This is a genomic window from Streptomyces sp. NPDC005863 (assembly GCF_042871345.1).
Classification (GTDB): Bacteria; Actinomycetota; Actinomycetes; order Streptomycetales; family Streptomycetaceae; genus Streptomyces.
This window is the reverse complement of sequence record NZ_JBIAII010000002.1, coordinates 66036-87689: the sequence shown is the minus strand read 5'-3', so window position 1 is coordinate 87689 and position 21654 is coordinate 66036. Positions and strand designations below refer to the sequence as shown.

Annotated in this window: 9 protein-coding genes; 4 read left to right on the top strand and 5 right to left on the bottom strand. The window is 72.5% G+C overall.

Annotated elements, in window-relative coordinates; translation table 11 throughout:
- Positions 1–28 precede the first annotated feature (28 nt).
- Positions 29–1216: a hypothetical protein gene (locus ACFYO9_RS06730; protein WP_358774478.1), complete on the top strand. Its 1188-nt coding sequence runs from the start codon at positions 29–31 to the stop codon at positions 1214–1216.
- On the opposite strand, the gene ACFYO9_RS06725 is transcribed toward ACFYO9_RS06730, so the two are convergent.
- Positions 1169–1540: a VOC family protein gene (locus ACFYO9_RS06725; RefSeq protein WP_355809322.1), complete on the bottom strand. Its 372-nt coding sequence runs from the start codon at positions 1538–1540 to the stop codon at positions 1169–1171. The two genes, ACFYO9_RS06730 and ACFYO9_RS06725, sit on opposite strands and share 48 nt — an antisense overlap.
- A gap of 101 nt (positions 1541–1641) precedes the next feature.
- Here ACFYO9_RS06725 and ACFYO9_RS06720 point away from each other — a divergent pair, with 101 nt between their 5' ends.
- Entirely contained in the window at positions 1642–2103 is a 462-nt protein-coding gene (locus tag ACFYO9_RS06720) for a MarR family transcriptional regulator (protein WP_358774480.1), read from the top strand.
- A gap of 49 nt (positions 2104–2152) precedes the next feature.
- Here the strand turns inward: ACFYO9_RS06720 and ACFYO9_RS06715 are convergent, their stop codons facing one another.
- The gene (locus tag ACFYO9_RS06715; protein WP_358774482.1) at positions 2153–4468 is read right to left on the bottom strand and encodes a glycosyl hydrolase family 18 protein; all 2316 of its coding nucleotides are present in this window, start codon (positions 4466–4468) and stop codon (positions 2153–2155) included.
- 528 nt (positions 4469–4996) lie between these two features.
- Between ACFYO9_RS06715 and ACFYO9_RS06710 the strand changes: the two genes are divergently transcribed.
- Both ACFYO9_RS06710 and ACFYO9_RS06705 read left to right on the top strand, forming a co-directional pair.
- A complete protein-coding gene (locus tag ACFYO9_RS06710) occupies positions 4997–5740 on the top strand; it encodes a trypsin-like peptidase domain-containing protein (RefSeq protein WP_358774484.1) in 744 nt (247 codons plus the stop codon).
- 127 nt (positions 5741–5867) lie between these two features.
- Complete coding sequence (locus ACFYO9_RS06705; RefSeq protein WP_358708360.1) at positions 5868–6317, top strand: spore-associated protein; 450 nt, start codon at positions 5868–5870, stop codon at positions 6315–6317.
- A 96-nt stretch (positions 6318–6413) separates the two neighbouring features.
- On the opposite strand, the gene ACFYO9_RS06700 is transcribed toward ACFYO9_RS06705, so the two are convergent.
- From ACFYO9_RS06700 to ACFYO9_RS06690, 3 genes are all read right to left on the bottom strand, one after another.
- Positions 6414–7283 (bottom strand): TauD/TfdA family dioxygenase, encoded by an 870-nt coding sequence (locus ACFYO9_RS06700; protein ID WP_358708358.1) that lies wholly within the window; start codon positions 7281–7283, stop codon positions 6414–6416.
- A gap of 101 nt (positions 7284–7384) precedes the next feature.
- Positions 7385–17227, bottom strand: coding sequence for an amino acid adenylation domain-containing protein (locus ACFYO9_RS06695; protein WP_358774485.1), 9843 nt, complete (start codon positions 17225–17227; stop codon positions 7385–7387).
- Positions 17227–21261, bottom strand: coding sequence for an amino acid adenylation domain-containing protein (locus ACFYO9_RS06690; protein ID WP_358774487.1), 4035 nt, complete (start codon positions 21259–21261; stop codon positions 17227–17229). Before ACFYO9_RS06690 ends, ACFYO9_RS06695 begins: the two co-directional genes overlap by 1 nt.
- Between the last annotated feature and the right edge of the window lie 393 nt (positions 21262–21654).

The window sequence follows — 21654 nt, the reverse complement described above, 5'->3', positions numbered from 1 at the left end:
GGACGCCGCCTCACTAGGGTGCGGTCCTATGACCGAGTCCGCGCTGGAGATTCTGCGTACCCGCCCCGACCTGGCGGAACTCGCCGCGTTCCCCTTCAACTTCGACCTCGACAGGGCGTACCACGTCGAAGAGGTGCACCTGGCGTCCGGCGCCTCGCTGGAGGCGATCGCCGGGGACGACACGGGCGGCACCTACTTCCTGTGCGGGGGTAGGGAGGTGCTCCACGCGTCCTCGGACGGTTACGCCTCGCTCGTCGCCGGCAGTGTGGAGGAGGCACTCGAAATCCTCATCCGGCTCCCCTGGTGGTGCGAGGACGTCTCCGCGGGCCTGACCGAGGAAGAGCTGCACGCCGCGGTCCGGGAGGGCGACGAGGAGGCGCGGTCGGAGTTCGCCCCCGATCTGGACGCCCAACGGGCCACGCTGCTGCACGGGTTGGGGCTGCCCGACCGTCCCCTCACCGAACTCGTCGCCCTCGACGAGGCGGCCACCGCGAACACCGAGCCGGACCATCTCCTGCTCAACTCCGCCGAGTTGTGCGCCTATCAGTTGGAGGAGTCCTACCGTCAACCCCTGCGCGACATCGTGCTCGGGCCGGGGCGGGCGGCCCTGGAACGGGCGCGCTCCGGTGCGCCCGACGCGTGGGAGCCGATCGCCGAAGACGTCGTGCTGTGCGAGGGCGTGCTGCGGGCGGCGGGGGAGGACCGGCAGACCCGCGATCTGCCCCTGCTGCGCTTCCTGCTGGAGCGGACATGCGCGGGCGGGGAGCGGTGGCCGGAGGGTCGGCGGCTGGCCGCCGCACTGGTGGCGGCGTACGGCCAGGAGGCGGACGTCCCGCTGCTCGGCGAGGCCACCGCCGGACAGGTCACCGACAGCACGCGGGCCGTGGAATGGGCCCGAGCGGAGGCCGCGGAACAGGACGAGTTCACCTGGATCGAGCTGGCCCGCCGACAGGGCCGGACCGAGAACGCGCGGGTCGCCCTCATCCGCATGCTGGACGACACGGGCCCGCAGGCGGACCGGCTGCGGAGACTGAGCCGCGCCCTGGAACGCCTCGGCGATCACGCACAGGCCGCCCGCGCCCAGTCCCACCTGGTCTCGCTCCAGGACACGGACGAGGACCGGGCCACCGAGGCGCACATCCTCGCCCGGCTCGAACGGCTCACTCGGTCAGCCGCCGTGCGCGGTGAGCGTGTATCCCTCCGGGCCCTCGAATGAGAACTTCGGCCCGAAGGGGCTGTCCGCCATGGGTTCGACGATCTTGACGCCGGCGGCGACGAGCTGGTCGTGGAGCTGATGGGCGTCCGCCGTCCGGAACCAGAGCACCACTCCGAGGCCCGGCTGCGCGGCATCGGTGAGGCTCACGCCGGGGAGGAGTGCGCGGACGGCGAACGGGGTCGGCCTGGTGTCGAACACGACCGCGTGCGGGGGTGACACCGCGGCTCGGCGCAGGCCGAGGTGCTCCTCGCAGAAGGCCGCTGCGGCGTCCACGTCGTGGACCTGCAGGGCGACGAAGTCGGGACCGTCGATGGCGACAGACATGTGCGTTTCCCTCATCTTGGGCGTCAGCGCAGTTCCCCGCGCAATGTCAGGACTTTGACATTGAGGTTAGGACGCGGGGAGACCTATGTCAAAATGCTGACATGAACGAGAGTGTGCCGACGGAGCCCTTCCGCCCAGCGGACGACGTCACCCATCACGTGGGCTACCTGCTCAAAAGGGCCCAGGCCGCCCTGCGCGGCGCGATGGACAAGGTCCTGCGCGAGTACGGGCTGACCGTGCCGCAGTACGCCACCCTCGAACTTCTGGCCCAGCACCCCGGCATGTCCAACGCCGACCTCGCCCGCGCCACCTTCGTCACCCGGCAGTCCGGGAACGTCGTCCTGCGGGGCCTGCAGGAGGCGGGGTTGATCGACCGCCCCGCCACCGCCGACCAGGGCAGGGCCCTGCCCGCCCACCTCACCGACGAGGGCCGGTCGCGCCTCGCCGCGGTCCAGGCCGCCGTGTACGCCGTCGAGCAGCGCATGGTCGCGGGGATGGAGCCGCGGCGCATCACGTCGCTCCTCGCCGACCTCGACCACATCGCGTCGGCCCTGGAGGGCTGATCCGGACGCCGCCGCCCCTGCGCCGGTGGGGCGGCGGTCGCTCCGATGGTTACTTCAGGCCGCGGTCCAGGGCGTTGAAGAGGACGTTGTCCGAGGTGTCTCCGGACATCTCCCAGATCATGCCGCCCAGCAGGCCCTTGGACTTGATGTACGCCGTCTTCTTCCCGATGGACCACGCGTCGTCGAAGGACCACCACTGGCCGTTCGCCCCCGTGTAGCCGTACGTGGAGACGGACTGCTCGTCGTGGTAGACGGTGAGGTTCGGGAAGGCGGCGACGAGGTTGTCGTAGCCGCGCGTGCCCGCCTCCTCCTGGAACTGGCCGGGCGCGGCGCCGTTGGCGCTCTGCCACTCGCCGTGCGCGCCGCCGTCGGCGACCTGCTGCCAGCCGCGCCCGTAGAACGGGAAGCCGATGGTCAGCTTGCGCGGCTTGACGCCCTGGTCGGTGTACACCTTCACGGCGTCGTCGACGCTGAAGTCGTTGGCGTACGGGCTCTGCGCGTCCTTGTACAGGTTGGCCTGGTGCCCCGTGCGGTTCGGTTCCCAGGAGTTGTCGCTGCCCGCGCCGTGGAAGTCGTAGCCCTGGACGTTGCCGAAGTCCAGGTACTTGAAGACCTCCTTGAGGTCCCAGCCGTCGTTGATCTTCTTGGCGTCGGCCGGGGTGAAGGCGGTGAGCAGTCGGTGGCTGCCGCCGAGCGCGTCGAGCTGCCTGCGGAACTCCGCTATCAGCGCCGTGTTGTTGGCCTTGTCGTCCGTGCTCCAGTGGTTGCCGGGGTGGCCGTCCGGCGATCCGGGCCACTCCCAGTCCAGGTCGAAGCCGTCGAAGATGCCGGCGGCGACGCCGTCACCGCCCGCGCCGTTGTACGCGGGCAGATTGCCCTTGATGTACATGTCGACGCAGGACTTGACGAACTTCTTCCGCGACTCGTCCGTCTTGGCGACGTCGGAGAAGTACTTGGAGTACGTCCAGCCGCCGAGCGAGACGACGACCTTGAGGTTCGGGTGCTTGGCCTTGAGCTTCCTCAGCTGGTTGAAGTTGCCGCGCAGCTTGCCCCAGCCGTCGTCGGCGACGCCGTCCACGGACTGCCCGGCGGGGAAGGCCCGGCCGTAGTCGGCCTCGGCGTCCCCTGCCCCGTCGCCCTGATTGGGGTCCTGGGGGTTCTGCGTGGTGCCTTTGGTGACGCCGTTGAGGCAGGTGAGGTTCTTGGGGTCGACGTTGGCGAAGGCGTAGTTGACGACGTCGAGTTTGGCCGCGGCGCCGGACGTCTCCAGGTCCCGTACGAAGTACTGGCGGCCGTAGATGCCCCACTGCACGAAGTAGCCGACCTTCGCGTAGCCGTCCTGCCCGACGGGGTCCTTGGTGGTGACGGACGCGGTGTTGCTCGCGGGCGACGCATTGTCGGCGGCGTCCCGCGCCTTGACGGTGAACGCGTACTCCGTCGCGGGCGTGAGGCCGGTGACGGTGCTGGTGAGGGTGTCGGCGGGCAGGCTCTCCACAAGGGTGCTGCCGCGATAGACGTCGTACGCGGCGACGCGCTGGTTGTCGGTGGCCGCGTCCCACGCGAGCTTCACGGTGCTCGAAGTGACCTCGCTCGTACGGAGGTTGCGGGGCGCGGTGGGTGGCACGGTGTCGGTCGCCGGGTCCACGGTGGTCGTGGTGACGGGGGCGCTCGCCTCGCCGTTGTTGCCCCGCGAGTCCTTGGCCCGGACGCTGAACTGGTAGGCGGTCGCCGGTTCCAGGCCGCGCACCGTGGCCTGCGTGGTGGCGCTGGCCGCCACGACGGTGGTGCCGCGCAGCACCTCGTACGAGGCGACGGGGAAGTCGCCCTGTGCGGCCGCCGTCCACTTCAGGGCGACCGTACGGGCGGTGGTGTCGGCGACGCTCAGTCCGGTGGGTGCCTTCGGGGGCACGGCCGCGGTGCCGTCGCACTTGTCACCGTTGATGAGACACCCGGTGGGCGCCTTGAGCTGACCACTGCCGCGGAAGGTGTAGCTGTACGGCTCGGTGTCCCGGCCCGCCGGTACGCGGGCGTTGTAGTACGCGGGCGTCACGACCACGTGCCTGCCCTTGACCTCCGCGGTGCCGTGGGTGTGGTCGCTGATGGTGACGCCGTCGGGCAGGTCGAACTCCAGGGACCAGGTGTCGACGGCGGTGTCGCCGCTGTTCTTCACGACGAACTTGCCCGTCCAGGACGAACCGCTGCCCTCGCTGACGAAGGTGGCGGTGAGCTTGGCGGCGGCGACGGCGGGGGCCGCCAACGCGGTGAGCCCGGCCAGTGCGAGTGCGAGCACGGCGAGGATCGCGATGAGGCGCCGGGGGCCGGCCGGGGCCGGGCGGCGTCTGGCTGTGGATCTGCGTGGGGACACGGCTCTCCTTGGGGAGTGCGGCCGACCTGTTGCGGTGCCGGACCTACGGGGGCGCGGTCCGGCCGTGGTCCGGACCCCCCTGCTCTGGTCCAGACCTTCTGCGGTACGGACCTCTCAGGGAACCACCGCCCGTGGGCATGTCAACGCGAGCGGAGGGTTGTCCGGGCCGTACCAATGCGGGGCGCCAGAGGCCTCTGTCGCGCTCCCGAGCCCGTAAAGGACTGGACCAATCGCCGGAAATTTTGCTTCGGCTTGACTCAGGATGTGGGGGCGCGTCGATCGCAACTGACGTGTACGGGACGGGAGTTGACGGCTACATCCACGCGGACGGCGCTCCACACTCAACGGGTGCGAGCAGAGGGCCCGTTGAGGCGGTCGACGTCGGCGGCCCGCCCCGTCGGCCTCCGGCCGTTAACGCCCTGGCCTGCGGATATTCATCGCCCACCGGGGCCTTTTGTGGTGGGCGTCACAGTGAATCCTCAGGTTCCTCGGGCATGCTTCCCGGCAACCGGACGAGGGGAGTGGCGGATGAGGCGAATACGGCTGAGGCATGGGCGCCTACGAGCGCTGCTCACCGTCGGCGCCCTGTTCTCGTGCCTCGCGCTGGCGGACAGCCACGCGCTGTCCCGCGGGGTCGCCCCGGCTGTGAACCCCGAGCCGCCGCCCGCCAAGGGTGCGCGGGTCGGCACGCTCTTCAAGGGTGGCCTGGACGGCCGGCACTTCTGCACGGCGTCCGTGGTGCACAGCAAGGGCCGCGACCTCATCGTCACCGCGGGCCACTGCCTCGGGGACGGCAAGGGCATCACCTTCGCCCCCGGCTACCACGACGGCAAGGCCCCCTACGGGGTGTGGACGATCGACCGCGTCTACGCCGACGACCACTGGACCCGAGACGAGGCAGAGGACCACGACCTCGCCTTCGCCGCCCTCGAACCGCTGCACGGCCGGCGGATCGAGGACGTGACCGGGGCCAATGTCCTGGACACCGCGGCGGGCACCGGTCACCGCGTCACCGTCACCGGCTACCCGTCCGACGAGGACGCGCCGCGCACCTGCACCAACACCGCGAGCCGCTTCCGTGCGGGCCAGCAGCGCATCAACTGCCCCGACTTCGACACCGGTACCAGCGGCAGCCCGTGGGTCACCGCCGACGGCCACTTGACCGGCGTCCTCGGCGGATACCACGGCGGCGGCGACACCCCCGACGTGTCGTACAGCGTGATCCTCCGCGTCGAGGCGGCCGCGCTCTACGCCAGGGCCACGCACGACTGACTTCGGCGGCGACTATCGGCCAGTCCGAATGGTTCCGGCCAATCGCCGATGCCGCGACAACCCTTTGTGTGTGCGGTGTGTCACACATAGCACAAACAAAAAGCCAGAAAGAACACAAGGGGGAAATATGCGACTCAGGCGTTCTGTGCTTTCGCTGGCGGCCGTGTCCGCGCTGGTGGCAGGGTCCTCTGCCGTCCTGGCGTCGCCGGCGTCCGCGGCGGCCAACACCACACCGCAGAAGGTGTGCGGCAGCAGCTACAAGACGGTCAACTCCGCGGCGGTGGGCTCGCTCGGCACCATCTACCTCACCTACAACGCGTCCAACGGCCGCAACTGTGTCGCCACCATCCGCAGCAGCCCCGGTGCGGCCGTGGACATGTCGACGTGGGTCTACGTGGCCGACACCGACCAGGGCGACTCCGACAGCGGCACCTTCACCTCGTACGCCGGCCCGGCCTCCGTCTACGGCAAGGGGCACTGCGTCGACTGGGGCGGCAGCATCAAGAACGTGTACGTCAGCGTCTACGGCTCCAACTGCGGGGCCCTGAGGGAACACCGGGTCACCGAGGTCCGCTGATCCGCACCGTCGTGCCGCGTCCGCCGCACGACCGCAGGCCCCGCGCGGGATGCTCGAAGTCCGATGCGCGGGGCCCGCGTCGTGCCAGGACGCTGATCAGCCCTTGAGGGGGCCGCCGTTGATCGCCACACGGCGGCCGTAGCGGGTCAACGGGTAGTAGTCGTACGTCGCGTGGTGCTGGACGCATCGGTTGTCCCAGAACACGAGGGTGTTCGGGGCCCAGCGGACGCGGCAGGTGAGCAGCGGGCGGTGGGTGACGAGGGCGAACAGCATGTCGAGCACCGCCCGGCTCTCGTCCTCCGAGAGCTGCGGGATGCGCGAGGTGTACGCCTGGTTCACGTACAGGATCGGGCGGTCGGTCTCGGGATGGCGGACCACGAGCGGGTGTTCGTTGACCGGGACCTCGTAGTTCGGCGGGATGGTGTAGCCGCGGAAGCTCTGCTTCCCGTCGTGCACGGCGGTCAGGCCGTCGAGGAGTCCGCGCCAGGTGGGCGAGAGCATCTCGTAGGCCAGGTGCATGTTGGCGAAGAGCGTGTCGCCGCCGCTGTCGCCCTTCGGTATCTCGGTGATGTGCAGCATCGAACCGAGGGAGGGCTCGGCGTCGGCGGTGCCGTCCGCGTGCCAGGCGTTGCCCGCGACGTTCGCGTCGGCCGCGCCGGTCTTGATCTCCAGCACGCACGGATCGCCCTCCGGCGGCGGCGGGTTGACCGGGCGCAACTCGCCGAAGTGGCCGGCGAAGCGCTTGTGCTCATCGACGGTGATCTCCTGGTCGCGGAAGACCAGGACGTGGTGGTCGAGGAAGGCCGTCCTGATCTCGGCCAACTGCGTCTCGGACAGCCGACCGAGGTGCACACCGGAGACCTCGGCGCCGATGACGGGGGTCAGGGGAGCCACGGAGATCTCCCGGTAACCCCTCGGCGGCCTGGTCGTGATGGCTTCGAGGGCATCGAGTTCGTACTGCTCCACAGCGTCCTCCTGGGGTGCGGCGGGTCGGGGTGGGGTGACGGTTGAGCAAGTGCGGGGCTGTGCACGGCAGTTCACGGCGGTTCGGGCCAGGACCGCGTAGGTCAGGAGCGGTCCGGAGGGGCCGCGGTCGCCGGGTCGCCGGCGGCGTTGATGGCGGCGTTGATCGCCTCCGCCACCGTCTCGGCGTACGGCGACTTGACCACGCCGTAGTGGTCCGTGGCCAGCACGCTCCACTTCGACGTCGCCGGCAGATGGGAACGCCAGCGGGCTCGCTGCTCTGCCGGATCGCCGAGCGCCGGAAGGCCGGAGAAGGGCCGTTCGGCCTGCCAGAGGTGGGTGGCGGTGGTATCGAGCCGCGGCACTTGGTGGGCGGCCATGCTGCGCAGGTTGGCCCGGCAGCAGCGGGCGAGCCGGTCGGCGTATGCGCGGGCCCGCTGACCCGCGGGGGTGCCATTTGTGACGCCTCCGAGCCCTGCGACGCCAGTGGCCTCAGCGGCCTGTGCGTGCCCTGTGACGCCAGTAGCCTCAGCGGCCTCTGCGTGCCCTGCGACGCCGAGTTCGGCGGCGAAGACTGTGCTCAGCTGCGCGTTGTCGTACTCCTCGAAGCCCGGGCCGCTGCCGGGCGGCGGCGGATCGACCAGGTGCAGCGAGCCGGCCGGGTGCCCGGTCGCCTCGGCCTCCGCCGCCATGTCGGCGACCACCCAGGCCCCGAAGGACCAGCCCGCCAGGTGCCAGCGCCACTCGGGTTGCGGGAAGCGGGCCCGCAGGGCGGAGACGTAGCGCCGGGCGCGTTCGCTCAGCGTCCACCCGTCGGGTTCCTCCTGCCGCAGGCCCGGGTCGGCGATCAGTACGACGGTCAGCCGCGGGTCGAGTGCGGCGACCAGGGGACGGTACGACTGGATGTCCCCGCCGACGGGATGCACCAGGCACACCACGTCGGAGCCGGAGCCGGAGTCGGAGGCGGTGCCCGTGCCCTCCTGCCACACCTCCAGGGTGATCTCGTCCGTGTCGCCCCGCTGTTCGGCCAGCAGTTCCACGATGTCGGCGAGGCTGGCCCGATGCCCGAAGGAGGCCAGGTCGAGCTCCACACCGAACTGCTCGTCGATCTTCTCGATGAGGTCCAGGAGGGTCAGGGAGTCCGCCCCCAGGTCGTACAGCGACGCATCCGGAGCGAGGTCGTCGACGTCCAGGGCGGCCCGCACCCACGCGGTCAGCAGCTCGGCGGGGTCCTCGGCCGGCCCGTCGGAGGGTGTGGCGTCCCGGCGTGGCGCGCCGGGCACCGGCCCCGCGTAGAAGGCGCGCGATCGGTCGAGTTCCGTGGTGGATACGAGCAGGTGCGGCAGGCCCAGTTCGAGCGCCCGCGCGAACGTGCGCTGGCCCTCTGCCACCGTCAGGCCGACACCGAGGTGCGCCTGGTGCCGGCTGTCGCTTCGCGGTGCGCGCAGCGCCATGCCGGTCTCCCGCCACACGTCCCAGCCGATGCCGATCCGCGCGGTGCGCCCCGCGCCGTCGCCGCCGTGCTGGGCGAAGGCGTCGAGCAGGGCGTTCGCCGCCGCGTAGTCGTACTGGCCGACGCCACCGTGCAGCGCCGACATGGACGAGCAGTAGACCGCGAACTCCGGTTGGAACTGTTCGAGGAGGAGCTCCACCAGGAGGGCGCCGCGCAGTTTCGCGGTGTGGGCGGTTCGTGCGGCGCTCGCTTCGCGCCGGGCCAGCAGCCCGCCCGCGGGCACTCCGGCGGCGTGCACCACGGAGGCCAGTCCCGTCGTACGGGCGGCGATCCGGGCCGCCACCTCCTTCGGCGGCGTGCCGGCCAGATCCGCCTCGACGAGCTCGATGCGGTCGGCCCAAAGGGTCAACTCCTCGGGCAGCCGCGGCTGTCGGGCCAGGAGCAGCACGCGCCCCTCGGCGTGCTCCAGGAGCCACGACGCGATGGCGACACCGAGGCCGCCGGTGCCACCGAGCACGAGGTGGTCGCCGCCGGTCGGGGCGGGTGCGGCTGCGGTTGCGGTTGCGGTTGCGGTTGCCGTAACTGTGGCGGGTACGCGTATGGGGTGTGCGCCGACCGCGGTGGGCGCCGTTCCCGCCCGAGCCGACGCGAGGGCCGGATCTCCACCCGCCGGTTCCTCGACCGCCGGCCCCTCAACCTCCGCTTCCTCGGCCTCCGGCCCCTCAACCTCCGGTTCCGCGATCCCCGTCGTACGCACCGGCATCATCACCTGCTCCCACCAATAGCCGCCGCGCAGCGCCAGATGGCGGGGCAGCGGTGGTGCGGAGGCCGACGTGACAAGGAGTGCGGACAGCTGCGGAGCCCAGGTGTCCGGGTCCTCGATGTCCACCCAGTGCCCGTCCGGGGCACCTTCCTGCGGCGCCACCTCCGTGACGCCCGCGAGCAGTGCCGCCTCCGGGCGGGTGACCGGGCCGACCACCGGCCGGGCCCCGCACGACAGCCACCACGGCCGTACGACCAGCTCGCGGGGCGCGTCCTGGAGGGCGCGTACCGTGGCGGCCGGCGTGTCCAGGCAGGCCCAGGCCGCCTGGTCCAGCGACTTGTCGCCGACCGGACCGTCGATGCCGAGCGCGAGCGTGTGCAGCCAGTCGACCTCCATGCAGCCCTCGTCGCCGCCCTCCTCCTCGGCGAGCGCGCGCATGACGCGCCCCAACTGGCCCGCGTCGGCGGGGTCGGCCTCGAAACGGTCATGCCCCCGGCGCTCGTAGTGCTCCGCCGCCCTGACCCACACCACCCGGCGGTGACCGGCGGCCAGCGCGGCCGGGACCGCCCCGTCCGCGGGGCCGTCGGCGACGACGACGAGCGTCCGCGCGCATGGCGACGCCGCACCCGAAGGGGCACGTCGCAGCCGGGTCCACTGAGGCTGGTGCAGCCACTCCGTCTCGGGCAGCCGATCCGGCATCGCCACGACGCTCGTCGGCTCTCGCTCTGCCTGCGCGTCGGCCGACCGTCGAGGTGCGGGTCGGGTGCTCGCGCGGGGTACGTCGTAGTCGGCGAGGTCGAATGCCGGGGCGGGGAAGTCCCACGGTGGCTGCGCCGGTCCGTCCGGCCAGGCGAGCGTGCGGCCCGCGAGCCAGGCGGCGGCGAGGTCCGTGGCCGCGTGGCCTCGGGTCCGGAGAGCGGGCTCGGGAACGGCATGCGAAGCAGATTCCGGCACGGCTGTGCGCTGTGGCGCGGATACGGCGGCCGTGCGCAGCCAGTCGATCGCGGACGCCGCGTCCTCGCAGACGGCGGCCGCCCGCAGCGGCCCCTGCGGGCGACCCGCCTGGAGGTGACGCAGGGTCTGGGCGTAGCTGCCGGGGTGCTGGGTGAGGTAGTCGGCGATGCGTTCGGCGTCCGCGGCGAGTTGGGCCTCGCTGATGCCGGAGAGGACGACCAGCGGCACGGTGGCGTTGCCCGTGCCCTGATGAGGCGACTCGGACCCGCTGACCGGCGCCTCCGGCGTGCCTAACGACCCCGGCGCCTCCACAATCACGTGTGCGTTCGTGCCGCCGATGCCGAAGCTGCTCACCGCGGCGACCCGGTCCCGGTCAGTCGGCCACGGAAGGGCCTGCGTCGGTACGTAGAAGGGGGCGGGGTCCGGGCCGATCTCCGGGTTGAGTGCGCGGAAGCCGAGCGTGGGCGGTATGCGGCCGTGGTGAACGGCCAGCACGGCCCTGATCAGGCCCACGGCGCCCGCAGCAGCGCCCAGGTGCCCGATCTGGCTCTTCACCGAGCTGAGGGCGCAATGGTCGGGCTCCGTCACCCCGAGGGCCTGACGCAGCGCGCCCGCCTCCACCGGGTCGCCGAGCCGGGTGCCGGTGCCGTGCGCCTCGACGTACGCCACATCGGCGCCCGTACGACCGCTGCGCGCCAACGCACCGCGGATCACCTCTCGCTGACCCGCGAGGGACGGCGCGCTGTAACTGAGCTTCGCCGTACCGTCGTTGTTCACCGCCGAGCCGCTCAGCACCGCGTACACCGCGTCGCCGTCGCGGCGCGCGAGGGAGAGCCGCTTGAGCACGAGCACCCCCGCGCCGCTCCCCCCGACGGTGCCACCGGCGTCGTCGCTGAAGGGCCGGCAGTGGCCGTCGGCGGAGAAGATGTGCTGCGGGCGGTAGCGGTATCCGTCGGTCAGCTCCACGTCGACCAGCACACCGCCGGCGAGCATCACGTCAGCGTCCCCCTGCCGCAGCAGGGACGCGGCCAGATGCACGGCGACGAGCGAACTGGAGCACGCCGTCTGGCTGGTGAGCGCGGGGCCGGTGAGTCCGAGGTGGAAGGCGGCCTTGGTCGCGAGGAAGTCCTTCTCGTGGTGCAGGGCCAGCTGGAAGTCGTCGGGCAGCGCGCCGCCGTCGGCGTCGGTACCGGAGCCAGAGCTGGTGCCGGTGCTGGTGCCGGTGCCGGTGCCGCGGAGCATCGCCCGGTAGTACGTGTTCTCGCCCGCGCCCGCGATCAGGCCGGTCCGCGACGCGCCGGGGTCGGCGATCCCCGCGTGGGCGAGCGCCTCGACACAGGTCATGAGCAGTTGGCGCTGCTGCGGATCCATCAGCCGGGCCTCCTGACGGCTGATGCCGAACCGCGCCGGGTCGAAGGCCAGCATCCCGTCCAACTGGCTGCGCGCGCCGACCAGTCCGTCCGGCGCGTCGAAGTACTCGATGCCGCTCCGCCCCGAGACCACCAGGTCCCAGAAGGCCGCGAGGTCCGGTGCGCCGGGCGCGCGGACGGCCATCCCGATGACGGCGACACCGTCGTCTCCGGACGCGGCGGCGGCAGCGGGGGCGGGGGCGCCGGCCCCGCCCACCTCCGTCACTGGCTCCGTACGCGCACGCCCCGTGCACGCACGCTCCGCACGCGCAAGAAACGCCGCCAAATCCCGTGGCGTGACGTACTCGAAGAGGTCCGCGACGGTGAAGCGGAGCCCGAGCCCCGCGGTGCAGCGCAGGTGGAAGCGCATCAGGCCGAGACTGGATGCGCCGGCAGCGAAGAAGGTCTGATCCGGCGCGATGGGCGCGCCGGTCACCTCCTCGAAGACGGCGACGAGTTGGGCCTCCCGCGCCGAAGGAGGCGACGGTGGCGCTGGCGCGTGGGCACGGCCCGGCGCACCCACGAGGTCCCGGCCGGGCGCGCGCAGCGCGGCGTCCCGGTCGAGCTTGCCGCTCGGCGTGCGCGGCAGTTGTTCCAGCTGACGGAAGCGTTCGACCCGGACGTGCCCGGGTAGCAGCCCGGCCAGGTGCTCCCGCAGCTCCGCCGGAGCTGGCGCATCGCCGCGGCACTGAAGGCAGGCGACCAACGAGGTCCCATCGACGGCGACGACGGCCCCGAGGACGGCGTCGTGCCCCAGCAGCGCGGCCTCGACCTGCCCCAACTCCAGGCGCTGCCCACTGAGTTTGATCTGGTCGTCCGCGCGGCCGAGGCAGTGCAGCAGGCCGTCGTGGTCGAACCGCGCGAGGTCACCGCTGCGGTAGAAGAGCCCGCCACCGGGGAGGCGGACGAACCGTTCCCGGTTCAGCGAGGTCTCGCCCAGGTAGCAGGGCTCGATCGGTGCGCCGCCGATGAGGAGTTCGCCGGTACTGCCGGGCGGCAGCGGGAGATCCGCCTCGTCGACGATCCGCAGCACCGCGCCGGCCACCGGGTGCCCGATCGCCGGACGGTCCGGCCAGTCGGCCGGGTCGCCGTCCAGGCGGAGGGCGCTGACGACGTGCGTCTCGGTCGGCCCGTAGTGGTTGAAGAGACGGGCCCCGGGCAGGCCCGCGAACCACCGGCGGATGGCCCCGGAGCACACCAACTGCTCGCCCGCAGTGACCACTTCGCGCAGCCGGGAGGGGAAACGTCCCAGGTGCACGCCGTGCTCGGCGAGCAACTGCAGCGCCACGTACGGCAGGTAGAGCCGCTCGACGCCCTCCGAGTCGAGGCGGTCGAGGAGCGCGGGGACGTCCCGCCGCAGGGCGGGGTCGATCAGCCGCAGACAACCGCCGGTGCACAGGGTTCCGAAGATCTCCTGGAAGGAGACGTCGAAGGAGAGCATGGCGAACTGCTGCGTCAGTGCCGGCGTGCCAAGACCGCCAGGACCGGCCTGCCAGTGCAACAGGTTGCACAGCGTGCGGTCGAAAACTCGCACGCCCTTGGGCCGGCCCGTCGAGCCGGAGGTGAAGAGGGTGTACAGGGGCCGGGCGCCCCGACCGGTGGGGAGCGGCGGTGCGTCGGGCCTCTCGACCCCGGCGCCGGAACTCGTTCCGGACAGCGTGACGTGCAGCCGAGGCACGCTACCGTCGCCCACCGCGTCGAAGTCCGTCCCGTCGCCCGGCGGCGGCAACAGCACGCACAACGGCTCGGTCTGGTCCAGGACTTGCCGCAACAGCGCGGGCGGATAGGAGGGGTCGAGCGGCACGGCAGTGAGATTCAGCCGGGCCAGCGCGAGGAGAGCCACGACGTGCTCGACGGACGGTTCGAGGAACAGCGCGACGTGGCACTGTTCGTCCGCGTCCGGCAGCCGCAGTGTCGCGGCCAGCTCCGCGGCGAGCGCGGCGGTGTACCCGTCGAGCGCCGCGTAGGTGACGGTCCCCGTCGCGGTCCTCAGCGCCGGCGCCGTCGGGGTGCACGCCACCTGGTGGGCGAAGCCCTCGGCGACCGTGCTCCAGAGCGGCTCGGCGGGCGCGCCCCGGCCGGGCTCGGGCAGCGAGCCGCGGTACGGCGCGACCAGCTCCGCCGGCGTGACCTCCGGGGTCTCGGACAGCGCGGCCAGGCCTTGCCGGAAGAGGCGGGCCAGCGCGGCGGCCTGGTCGGCGTCGATGCGGTCGTCGGCGTACTCCCAGAGGCACTCCAGGCCCTGGGCGCGATCGACCACCGTCAGGGTCACCGGACACTTGGCCTCGGCCGGCACCGGCCACAGCGGACGTGCGGTGCAGCCCGGCAGCGCGAGGGAGTCGTAGTCGGTGTTCTCCAGTACGAGGAGGAAGTCGAACGGCGACCCGTCCGCGGCGCCGTGCGAGCGCGCCGCCAAGACATCGGTCAGCGCCACATCCTGACGAGCCATCACCTCCCGTACGACGGCGGCGGTCCGCGCCACCTCGTCCCGTACGGTCGACCGCGGTTCCACGGAGAGTGGAAGGAGCACGGTGTTGGCGAACATGCCGACGCTGTCCGTGAACTCCCGCACGGGCCGGTGGGCGACCGGCGCCGCGACGCGGGGCCGGGTCTGGCCGGTCACGCCGTACAGCGCCCAGGCGTAGACACCGGACAGGAGCTCGAAGTGGGTCAGCCCGAGCTCGCCGCCGAGCCGGTCCAGGGTGGCCCGGTCGGTCGCGTCGAGCGTGTCGCTCAGGAGCCGGCCCGCGGCATGGCGGCCGGGGCGGGGCAGGGGAAGCGGCCGCGTTTCGGTGGCCTCCGCGTCGGTCGCGTACAGGGCGGTCAGCTCGTCGCGCTGCACCGCGTACGCGGGGCTGGCGTGCCGGCGACGCTGCCAGTCGGCGAAGTCGACAGGGGTCGGCGTTCCGGTGCCATCGGTGTCACTCGCGGCACCCGCCGCCGCCTCGGCGTACGCGGTCGACAGGTCGCGCAGCAGCACGTTCACGGACCAGCCGTCCACGGCGACGTGGTGCAGGTGCAGCAGCAACGTGCCGCCGTCCCGCGCAGGCAACCAGCACGCGCGCAGCATCCTGGGGCGTGACAGGTCGAACGGTAGGGAGAAGAAGACGTCCTGCGGATTGTGCGTTGATGCCTGATCACCCGATGAGCCGTCAGAGTACGGGCCACCGAACGGAGTTAGGTCAGCACCCGCTCCCTGAGAGGGCGTCGACACGGGGCCGGTCCACGGATCGTACGGATCACCCACCCGCTGCCGCAGGCCCTCGGCGGTCGCCTCGAAGCCGGTGCGCAGCGCCGGATGGCGCTCGACCAGTACGGAGAGGGCAGACCGCAGGGACTCCTGGCGCACCGGGCCCGTGACGGCGAAGGCCAGCCGGACGTCGTAGGCGCGGGAGTCCGGGGACCGCTGCTGCAGGAACCACAGCCGTTCCTGCTCGCCGGTGGCGGGGCCGGACATCTCGCCCGCCGCGACGACCTCCGGGAGGGCGGGCGCTTCATCGCGGAGGGCGTCGCGCACCGCGTCCGCGACGTCGGCCAGGTCGCCGTGCAGCACACGGTGGGCGGCCACCTCGCAACGCAGCCGGCGCCGGATCTCGTGCCGCAGCCGCAGCGCCTTGAGGGAGTCACCGCCGCACGCGATCCACCGGTCCCCGGGGCGCAGCCCCGACGCGCCGAGGATCTCGCCCGCGAGGTCGAGGACCACGCGTAGCGGCTCGTCCGGCACCGTCGGGGCGGTGGAAGACGGACCGCTCACGGGATCGGGCCGCCACGGTGTGCCGCCGCTCGCGCGCAGGGCGGCCTCGTCGACCTTGCCGTTGGCCGTGAGCGGCAGGGCGGGGACGCGGTAGAGGTGGTGCGGGCGCATGTAGGCGGGCAGGCCGGCAGCCAGGTGTTCCTCGAACTCGGCCCAGGACAGCCCGGGTTCGGCGACCAGGTAGGCGTGCAGCTCCGCCGGGCCGCCCCTCCTGTCGCGGCGGGCGCACACGTACACCTGCCGTACGTCCGGGTGTTCGGCGATGTGTTGCTCCACCTCGCCCGGCTCGATACGGAAGCCGCGTACCTTGACCTGCCGGTCGGCGCGTCCTACGTACGTGATGTCGCCGCCGGACGAGCCGCGGACCAGGTCGCCGGTGCGGTAGTAGCGGGTGGCCGTGCCGTCGTCGCCGGTCAGGGTCACGAATCGGCGCGCGGTCTCGTCGGGCAGATTGCGGTATCCGGCGGCCAGGCCGGTGCCGGAGAGGAGCAGTTCGGCCTCCTCGCCGGGCGCGGCCGGACGGTCGGTGCCCGGGGTCAGCAACATCACGCCGGTCTCGGGCAGTGGCCGTCCGAGGGGCACGACGGGTGCGTCGAAGTCTCGCGGAATCGGGTGGTGCAGCGCGAACGTCGTGCACTCGGTGGGCCCGTAGATGTTGTGGAGGCGGGTGCGGCTGCCGGTGTTGGCGGGGTGGCTGAGCCAGCGCCGCACGAGCGGCACGTTGAGCTGCTCGCCGCCGATCAGCAGCTCGGTGAGCCCGGCGAAGCAGCCGGGCTCCGTGTCCACCACGGCGTTGAACAGTGCCGTGGTGACGAAGGCGGTGTGTACCCGCTCCCGTCGCAGCGCCGCGGCAAGCCGTTCCGGGGACTGCACGTCCTCGTCGCCGAGTACGACACAGCAGCCGCCGGTGAGCAGCGGCGCCCACACCTCGAAGCTCAGCGCGTCGAAGGCGGGGTTCGACAGGCAGGCATAGCGGGCCCCCGGCGATTCGGGCAGGAAACCCGGGTCGGCCAGGCGCATGATGCCGGCGTCGCGCACCTCAACGCCCTTGGGACGCCCGGTGGTTCCCGAGGTGTAGAAGACGAAGGAGACCGGCGCGGGCGCGACCGGATCGGGTGCGACCGGCGCGGGGCCGTCCGACGTGCTGACCGGCGCGTCGAGCAGGGCGTCGACCGGCAGAGCCTCGACGGGCAGCGGGGCGCCCGGCATCGGGCCGGCCGGCTGTGGGGCGCCCTGCGGCGTAGTGGTCCGGGCGGCCGGGCCGGACGGGAACGTGCCGTCGTGCACCAGGAGCCGGGCGCCGGAGTCGTCGAGGATGTGCCGGAGCCGGTCGGCGGGGCTCAGCCGGTCGGCGGGGACGACCCGGGCGCCGAGCCGGAGCACGCCCAGCATCACGCAGACGAGCTGCCACGAGCGGGCGAGGCCGACGGCGACCGCGTCACCGGGGCCGATCCCGCGCGCACGCAGCCCGGCCGCGACGGCGGCGGCCGACGCGTCGACCTCGGCGTGGGTCAACGACAGCTCGCCGTCGCTGACGGCAGGGGAGTCGGGGGTCAACAGGCTCTGTTCGTGCACCGCTTGGGCCAGTCCGGCGCAACGGGATGTGGTGCGCATCAGTCCTCGGTCGTGGCAGTCGTGGCAGTCGAAGAGGTCGTAGCCGTCGTGGTCGTCGTGGCGGTCGTCATCGTCAAGTCGGTCCGAGCGGTGTCCGCGCGGCCCGGGGAGGCCGAGGCCGCGGCGCCGGGCGGGGCGAGCCGGTCCGCGATCAGCGCGGCGATCCGCGGTATCCGTTCGCCCTCCAGGACGTCCCAGTGGCCGCCGTCGACCGTCTCCACGGTGAGACCGGCGCGGGTGCGGGCGAGCCAGAACCGCCGCAGCGCCGCGCCCGCCGCCACCGGGTCGCCCCCTTCGGGGACCTCTGTCTCGGCGGCCTGTACGAGGAGCAGCGGGGCGTCGGAGATCTGCGGCACGTAGTTGCGGGCGGCCGCCCGGTTGAGGTTGTAGATCTGGAAGTACCGGTCGATCTGCGCGTCGTCGATGCCGGGGTACATGCCGTTGAAGCGGACCAGCTTGTCGCGGAACTCGGCGGCGTCGACCGGCGCGAGCCTCGTACGCTCCGCCGGGTCGTCCGTCCCGTGCGTGTCGAGCAGCACCACGGACACCCCGCGATGCCCGGCCCGCGCGAGCCGGCGTCCCATCTCGTGCGCGACGAGCCCGCCGAACGAGAGACCGCAGAGCACCAGGGTCTCGTCGGGCCCGGGGCGCAGCAGCGACAGGTAGTGCTCGGCCATCGCCTCCACGGAGCGCAGCGGCTCCTCGCCCGGGTCGATGCCCTGCGCCTGAACGCCCTGCACCCGGACGCCGTCCGGCAGAGCCGAGGCCAGCGGGAGATAGCAGAACGCGGTGCCGCCCCCCGGATGGACGCAGACCACACGCTGCCCGTCCCGGCCCGCGCAGAACTCGATGAGCCCGTTGTCGGGCGCGGCCGGTGCCTGCCCGCGCAGCCGTGCGGCGAGCTGCTCCACGGTGGGGTACTGCAGGACGTCGCGGATCGGCAGCGTCCGGCCGAACTCCTCGCGGATCAGGTGCGCCACCTTGATGGCCGAGAGCGAGGTGCCGCCCACCGCGAAGAAGTCGTCGGTGATGCCGATGTCGGGGTGGACCAGGACCTTGCGCCATATCCGGTACAGGGCCATCTCGACCCGGTCGCGTGGCGCGAGCGTGTTGACCTGGTCGGACCGTGAGGCGCGGGCGCGGTCGAGGACCTCCTTGCGGTCCAGCTTCCCGCTGCGGTTCAGCGGGAGCCGCGTGAACTCGGCGAAGAGCGCCGGGATCATGTAGTCCGGCAGCCGTTCGGCGAGGGCGGCACGCCACTGCGCGGGGGTGGACTCCGGGGCGTCGCCCCGGCCGATGCCCGCGACCAGGTGGAGCTCCCCGGCCTCGTCACGGTCGGCGAGGACCGCGGCCTCCAGGACGCCGGGCAGCTCCCGCAGGGCCGCCGCGACTTCCCCGGGCTCGATGCGGAACCCGCGCAGCTTCACCTGGTCGTCGGCGCGGCCCACGAACTCGTAGTCGCCGCCCGGCAGTCGGCGCGCCAGGTCACCGGTGCGGTAGACCCGCTCGCCCGGTACGAACGGGTCGTCGACGAAGCGCTCCTCGGTCAGGTCGGGCCGGTTGAGGTAGCCGCGGGTGACTCCCGCACCGCCGATGTACACCTCGCCGACGACCCCAGGGGGCACCAACTCGCGCCGCCGGTCCAGGAGATAGATAAGGGTGTTGTCGACCGGCCGCCCGATCGGGGAGCGCCGGTCCAGGTCCCGCGGCACGTTGTGGGTGATGCTGTAGACCGTGGTCTCGGTCGGCCCGTAGACGTAGCAGACGCGCAGGCCCGGCAGCGCCGCACACAGACGCCACAGCGCCCGTTCGGGCAACGGCTCTGCCCCGGTGGCCAGTTGGCGCAGCGCGAGTCCGGCGAGGCGGGCCTCGGGGTCCTCGTCGATCCAGCTGATGTAGGAGGCGGGCAGCCAGGCGTGGGCGATCCGGTGCTCCCGCATCCAGCCGAGCAACACCTCCGGGTCGCCGCGCAGTTCGTCGGGTACGAGGTGCAGCACACCGCCCGTGGTCAGCGGGAGGAACAGCTCGTGCACGGACGCGTCGAAGCCGATGCTCGCCCAGGCCGAGGACGGCTCCCCGGGCAGTGCGCCGTAGACGGCGAGCCAGTTCTCCAGCAGGTTGGCGATGTTGCCGTGGGTGGCGGCGACGCCCTTGGGGCGGCCGGTGGAGCCCGAGGTGTAGATGACGTAGGCGAGTTGTGACGGAGACGGCGGTTCACAGGGCGCGTCTTCGCGCACCCCTTCGGCCTCCACGTCACCCACCGACAGCCAGGGACCGGGCGGGTCCGCCACATCGCCGAGGACCAGGGCGGGCGCGGCCTCCTCGACGATGGCCCTCAGCCGCCCGTGCGGCTGGCCGGGGTCGAGGGGCAGATAGGCGGCGCCGGCCTTGAGGACGCCCCACATGCCGACGACGAACTCCGTCGTGCGGCCGCAGTGCAGGCCGACGACCTGCCCGGGCCGCACGCCCCGAGCGTGCAGGGCGTGCGCGAGGCGATTGGCCCGCCGGTCCAGCTCGGCGTAGGTCAGCCGGGTGTCGCCGCAGACCAGCGCCGGCTCGTCGGGCCGCACCCGCACCTGCTCGGCGAGGCGCTCGACGGGCCCGACGACCGGACCGGAGGTGACCCGCCCCTGCCCCTCCGACAGGAGTTGCGCGCGCTCGTCCGCGTCGAGCAGCGAGTACGCGGTGATCTCACGCTCGGGGTGCCGGGCCAACTGCTCCAATACGCGCGCGAGATACCGGCCGAACCGCTCGGCCGTGTCGTGGTCGAAGAGCGCACGGGCGTAGTCCAGGTACCCGGCGACGCCGTCGCCCTCCCGATGCAGCAGCAGCGTGAGGTCGAACTTGGCGGGCGCGTACGGGATGTCGAGAGGCTCGACGCGGGCCCCGGGCAGCTGGAGCCGGTCGTGCGGCGCGGTGCCCCACGAGAACATCGTCTGGAAGAGCGGGCTGTGGGAGAGGCTGCGCGGCGGGTTCACCGCGTGCACCACCCGCTCGAAGGGCAGATCCTGGTGGTCGAGCGCCTCGCGCAGCACCCCGCGCACCCGGCCGATCGCCTCGGCCCCGGTCGGATCGCCGGACAGATCGGCGCGCAACGCGAGGGAATTGGCGAAGAAGCCGATCAGGCCCTCGTACTCCGGCCGGAGCCGCCCCGCGACCGGGATGCCGACAACGATGTCCGACTCCCCGGAGAGCAGACCGAGAAGGATGTGCCAGCCGGTGAGGACGGCGGTGAACAGCGTGCCGTCCTGCGCGCGTGCGGCACTGCTCAACGCCTTTGTGAGCGAGGAGGAGAGCCGGACCGGTACCCGGCCCCCGTCGTGGTCCTGACGTATCGGTCGCGGCCGGTCGGTCGGGAGAGCGAGCAGCGCAGGCGCACCCGCCAACTGCTGCTGCCAGTACGCGGATTGCGCCCTGGCCTCCTCGCCCTCGACCCACACATGCTGGCGCGCGGCATGGTCGGCGAACTGCGCGGGCAGGGGCGGGAGCGGGTCCGGTTGGCCGCGCCGCAGGGCCGCGTAAAGGGTGCTCAGCTCCGTCAGGACGATCCCCATCGACAGGCCGTCGTAGATGGAGTGATGCAGCGTCAGCAGCAGCGCGTGCCGCTGCGGCGCGAGCGTGAGGAGCTGCCCCCGGGCGAGCGGCCCGGCGCCCAGGTCGAAGGGGGTCTCACACTCCTCGCGCAGCCGGGCGGCGAGGAGTTCCTCGACGTCGGGCCGGCCGGACAGGTCCTCCGAGCGCAGCGCGAAACCGCTCCCGGGCGCCGCGATCTCCTGCCGCGCCTCGCCTTCGACGGGAACGAACCGGGTGCGCAGCGTCTCGTGCCGTGCGGTCAGCGCGTCGAGGGCCCGCGCGAGCGACGTCCGGTCCAGTTCTCCCTCGATGAGGTAGGCGAGCTGCTCGTTGTACGCGGCGTGGGAGCCCTCCGCCTGGTCCAGCGCCCACAGGCGCTGCTGACCGAAGGAGGAAAGGGGTGGAGCACCGGTTTCCGGTTCGGGGGCGGAGGGGTGGCGGGGGGTGGGTGTCGCCGTCAAGGGGGCGGTCCTTCTGCCGTGAGGTGAACGGACGTTGCCGACAAGGGCCGGTCGCGGCGCCGCTGTAGCGGGCGCGGGGCGGATGGATGCCGGGCGGGGTACGGGGTGGGTACCGGGGTGGCGGAGCGAGAACGACTGGGGCGTCGGGCCACGGACCACTGGGCGGGGCCCGGGCACCGGCGCCTGCGCGTCCGGCGGTCTCTCGTGGGGGACGGGTTCTGGTGCGTGAGCGTGGGCGGCGGGGAATGCGTCGCGGGTCGTCGTCAGGCCTGATCAGAGGGTCAGTGGTCCAGCCGGCAACAATCATTGGCCTCGGTTGTTCACTGTGTCAACGGCCGCCTGTGCCCCGTTTGCTGCCCGTTTGGGCCGACCGGGCGGCGACTGGGGCATCCG

Coding starts and splice junctions, on each gene's coding strand:
- ACFYO9_RS06730 (WP_358774478.1), top strand. CDS start 29: ATGACCGAGTCCGCGCTGGAGATTCTGCGTACCCGCCCCGACCTGGCG.
- ACFYO9_RS06710 (WP_358774484.1), top strand. CDS start 4,997: ATGAGGCGAATACGGCTGAGGCATGGGCGCCTACGAGCGCTGCTCACC.
- ACFYO9_RS06695 (WP_358774485.1), bottom strand. CDS start 17,227: ATGCGCACCACATCCCGTTGCGCCGGACTGGCCCAAGCGGTGCACGAA.
- ACFYO9_RS06720 (WP_358774480.1), top strand. CDS start 1,642: ATGAACGAGAGTGTGCCGACGGAGCCCTTCCGCCCAGCGGACGACGTC.
- ACFYO9_RS06725 (WP_355809322.1), bottom strand. CDS start 1,540: ATGTCTGTCGCCATCGACGGTCCCGACTTCGTCGCCCTGCAGGTCCAC.
- ACFYO9_RS06705 (WP_358708360.1), top strand. CDS start 5,868: ATGCGACTCAGGCGTTCTGTGCTTTCGCTGGCGGCCGTGTCCGCGCTG.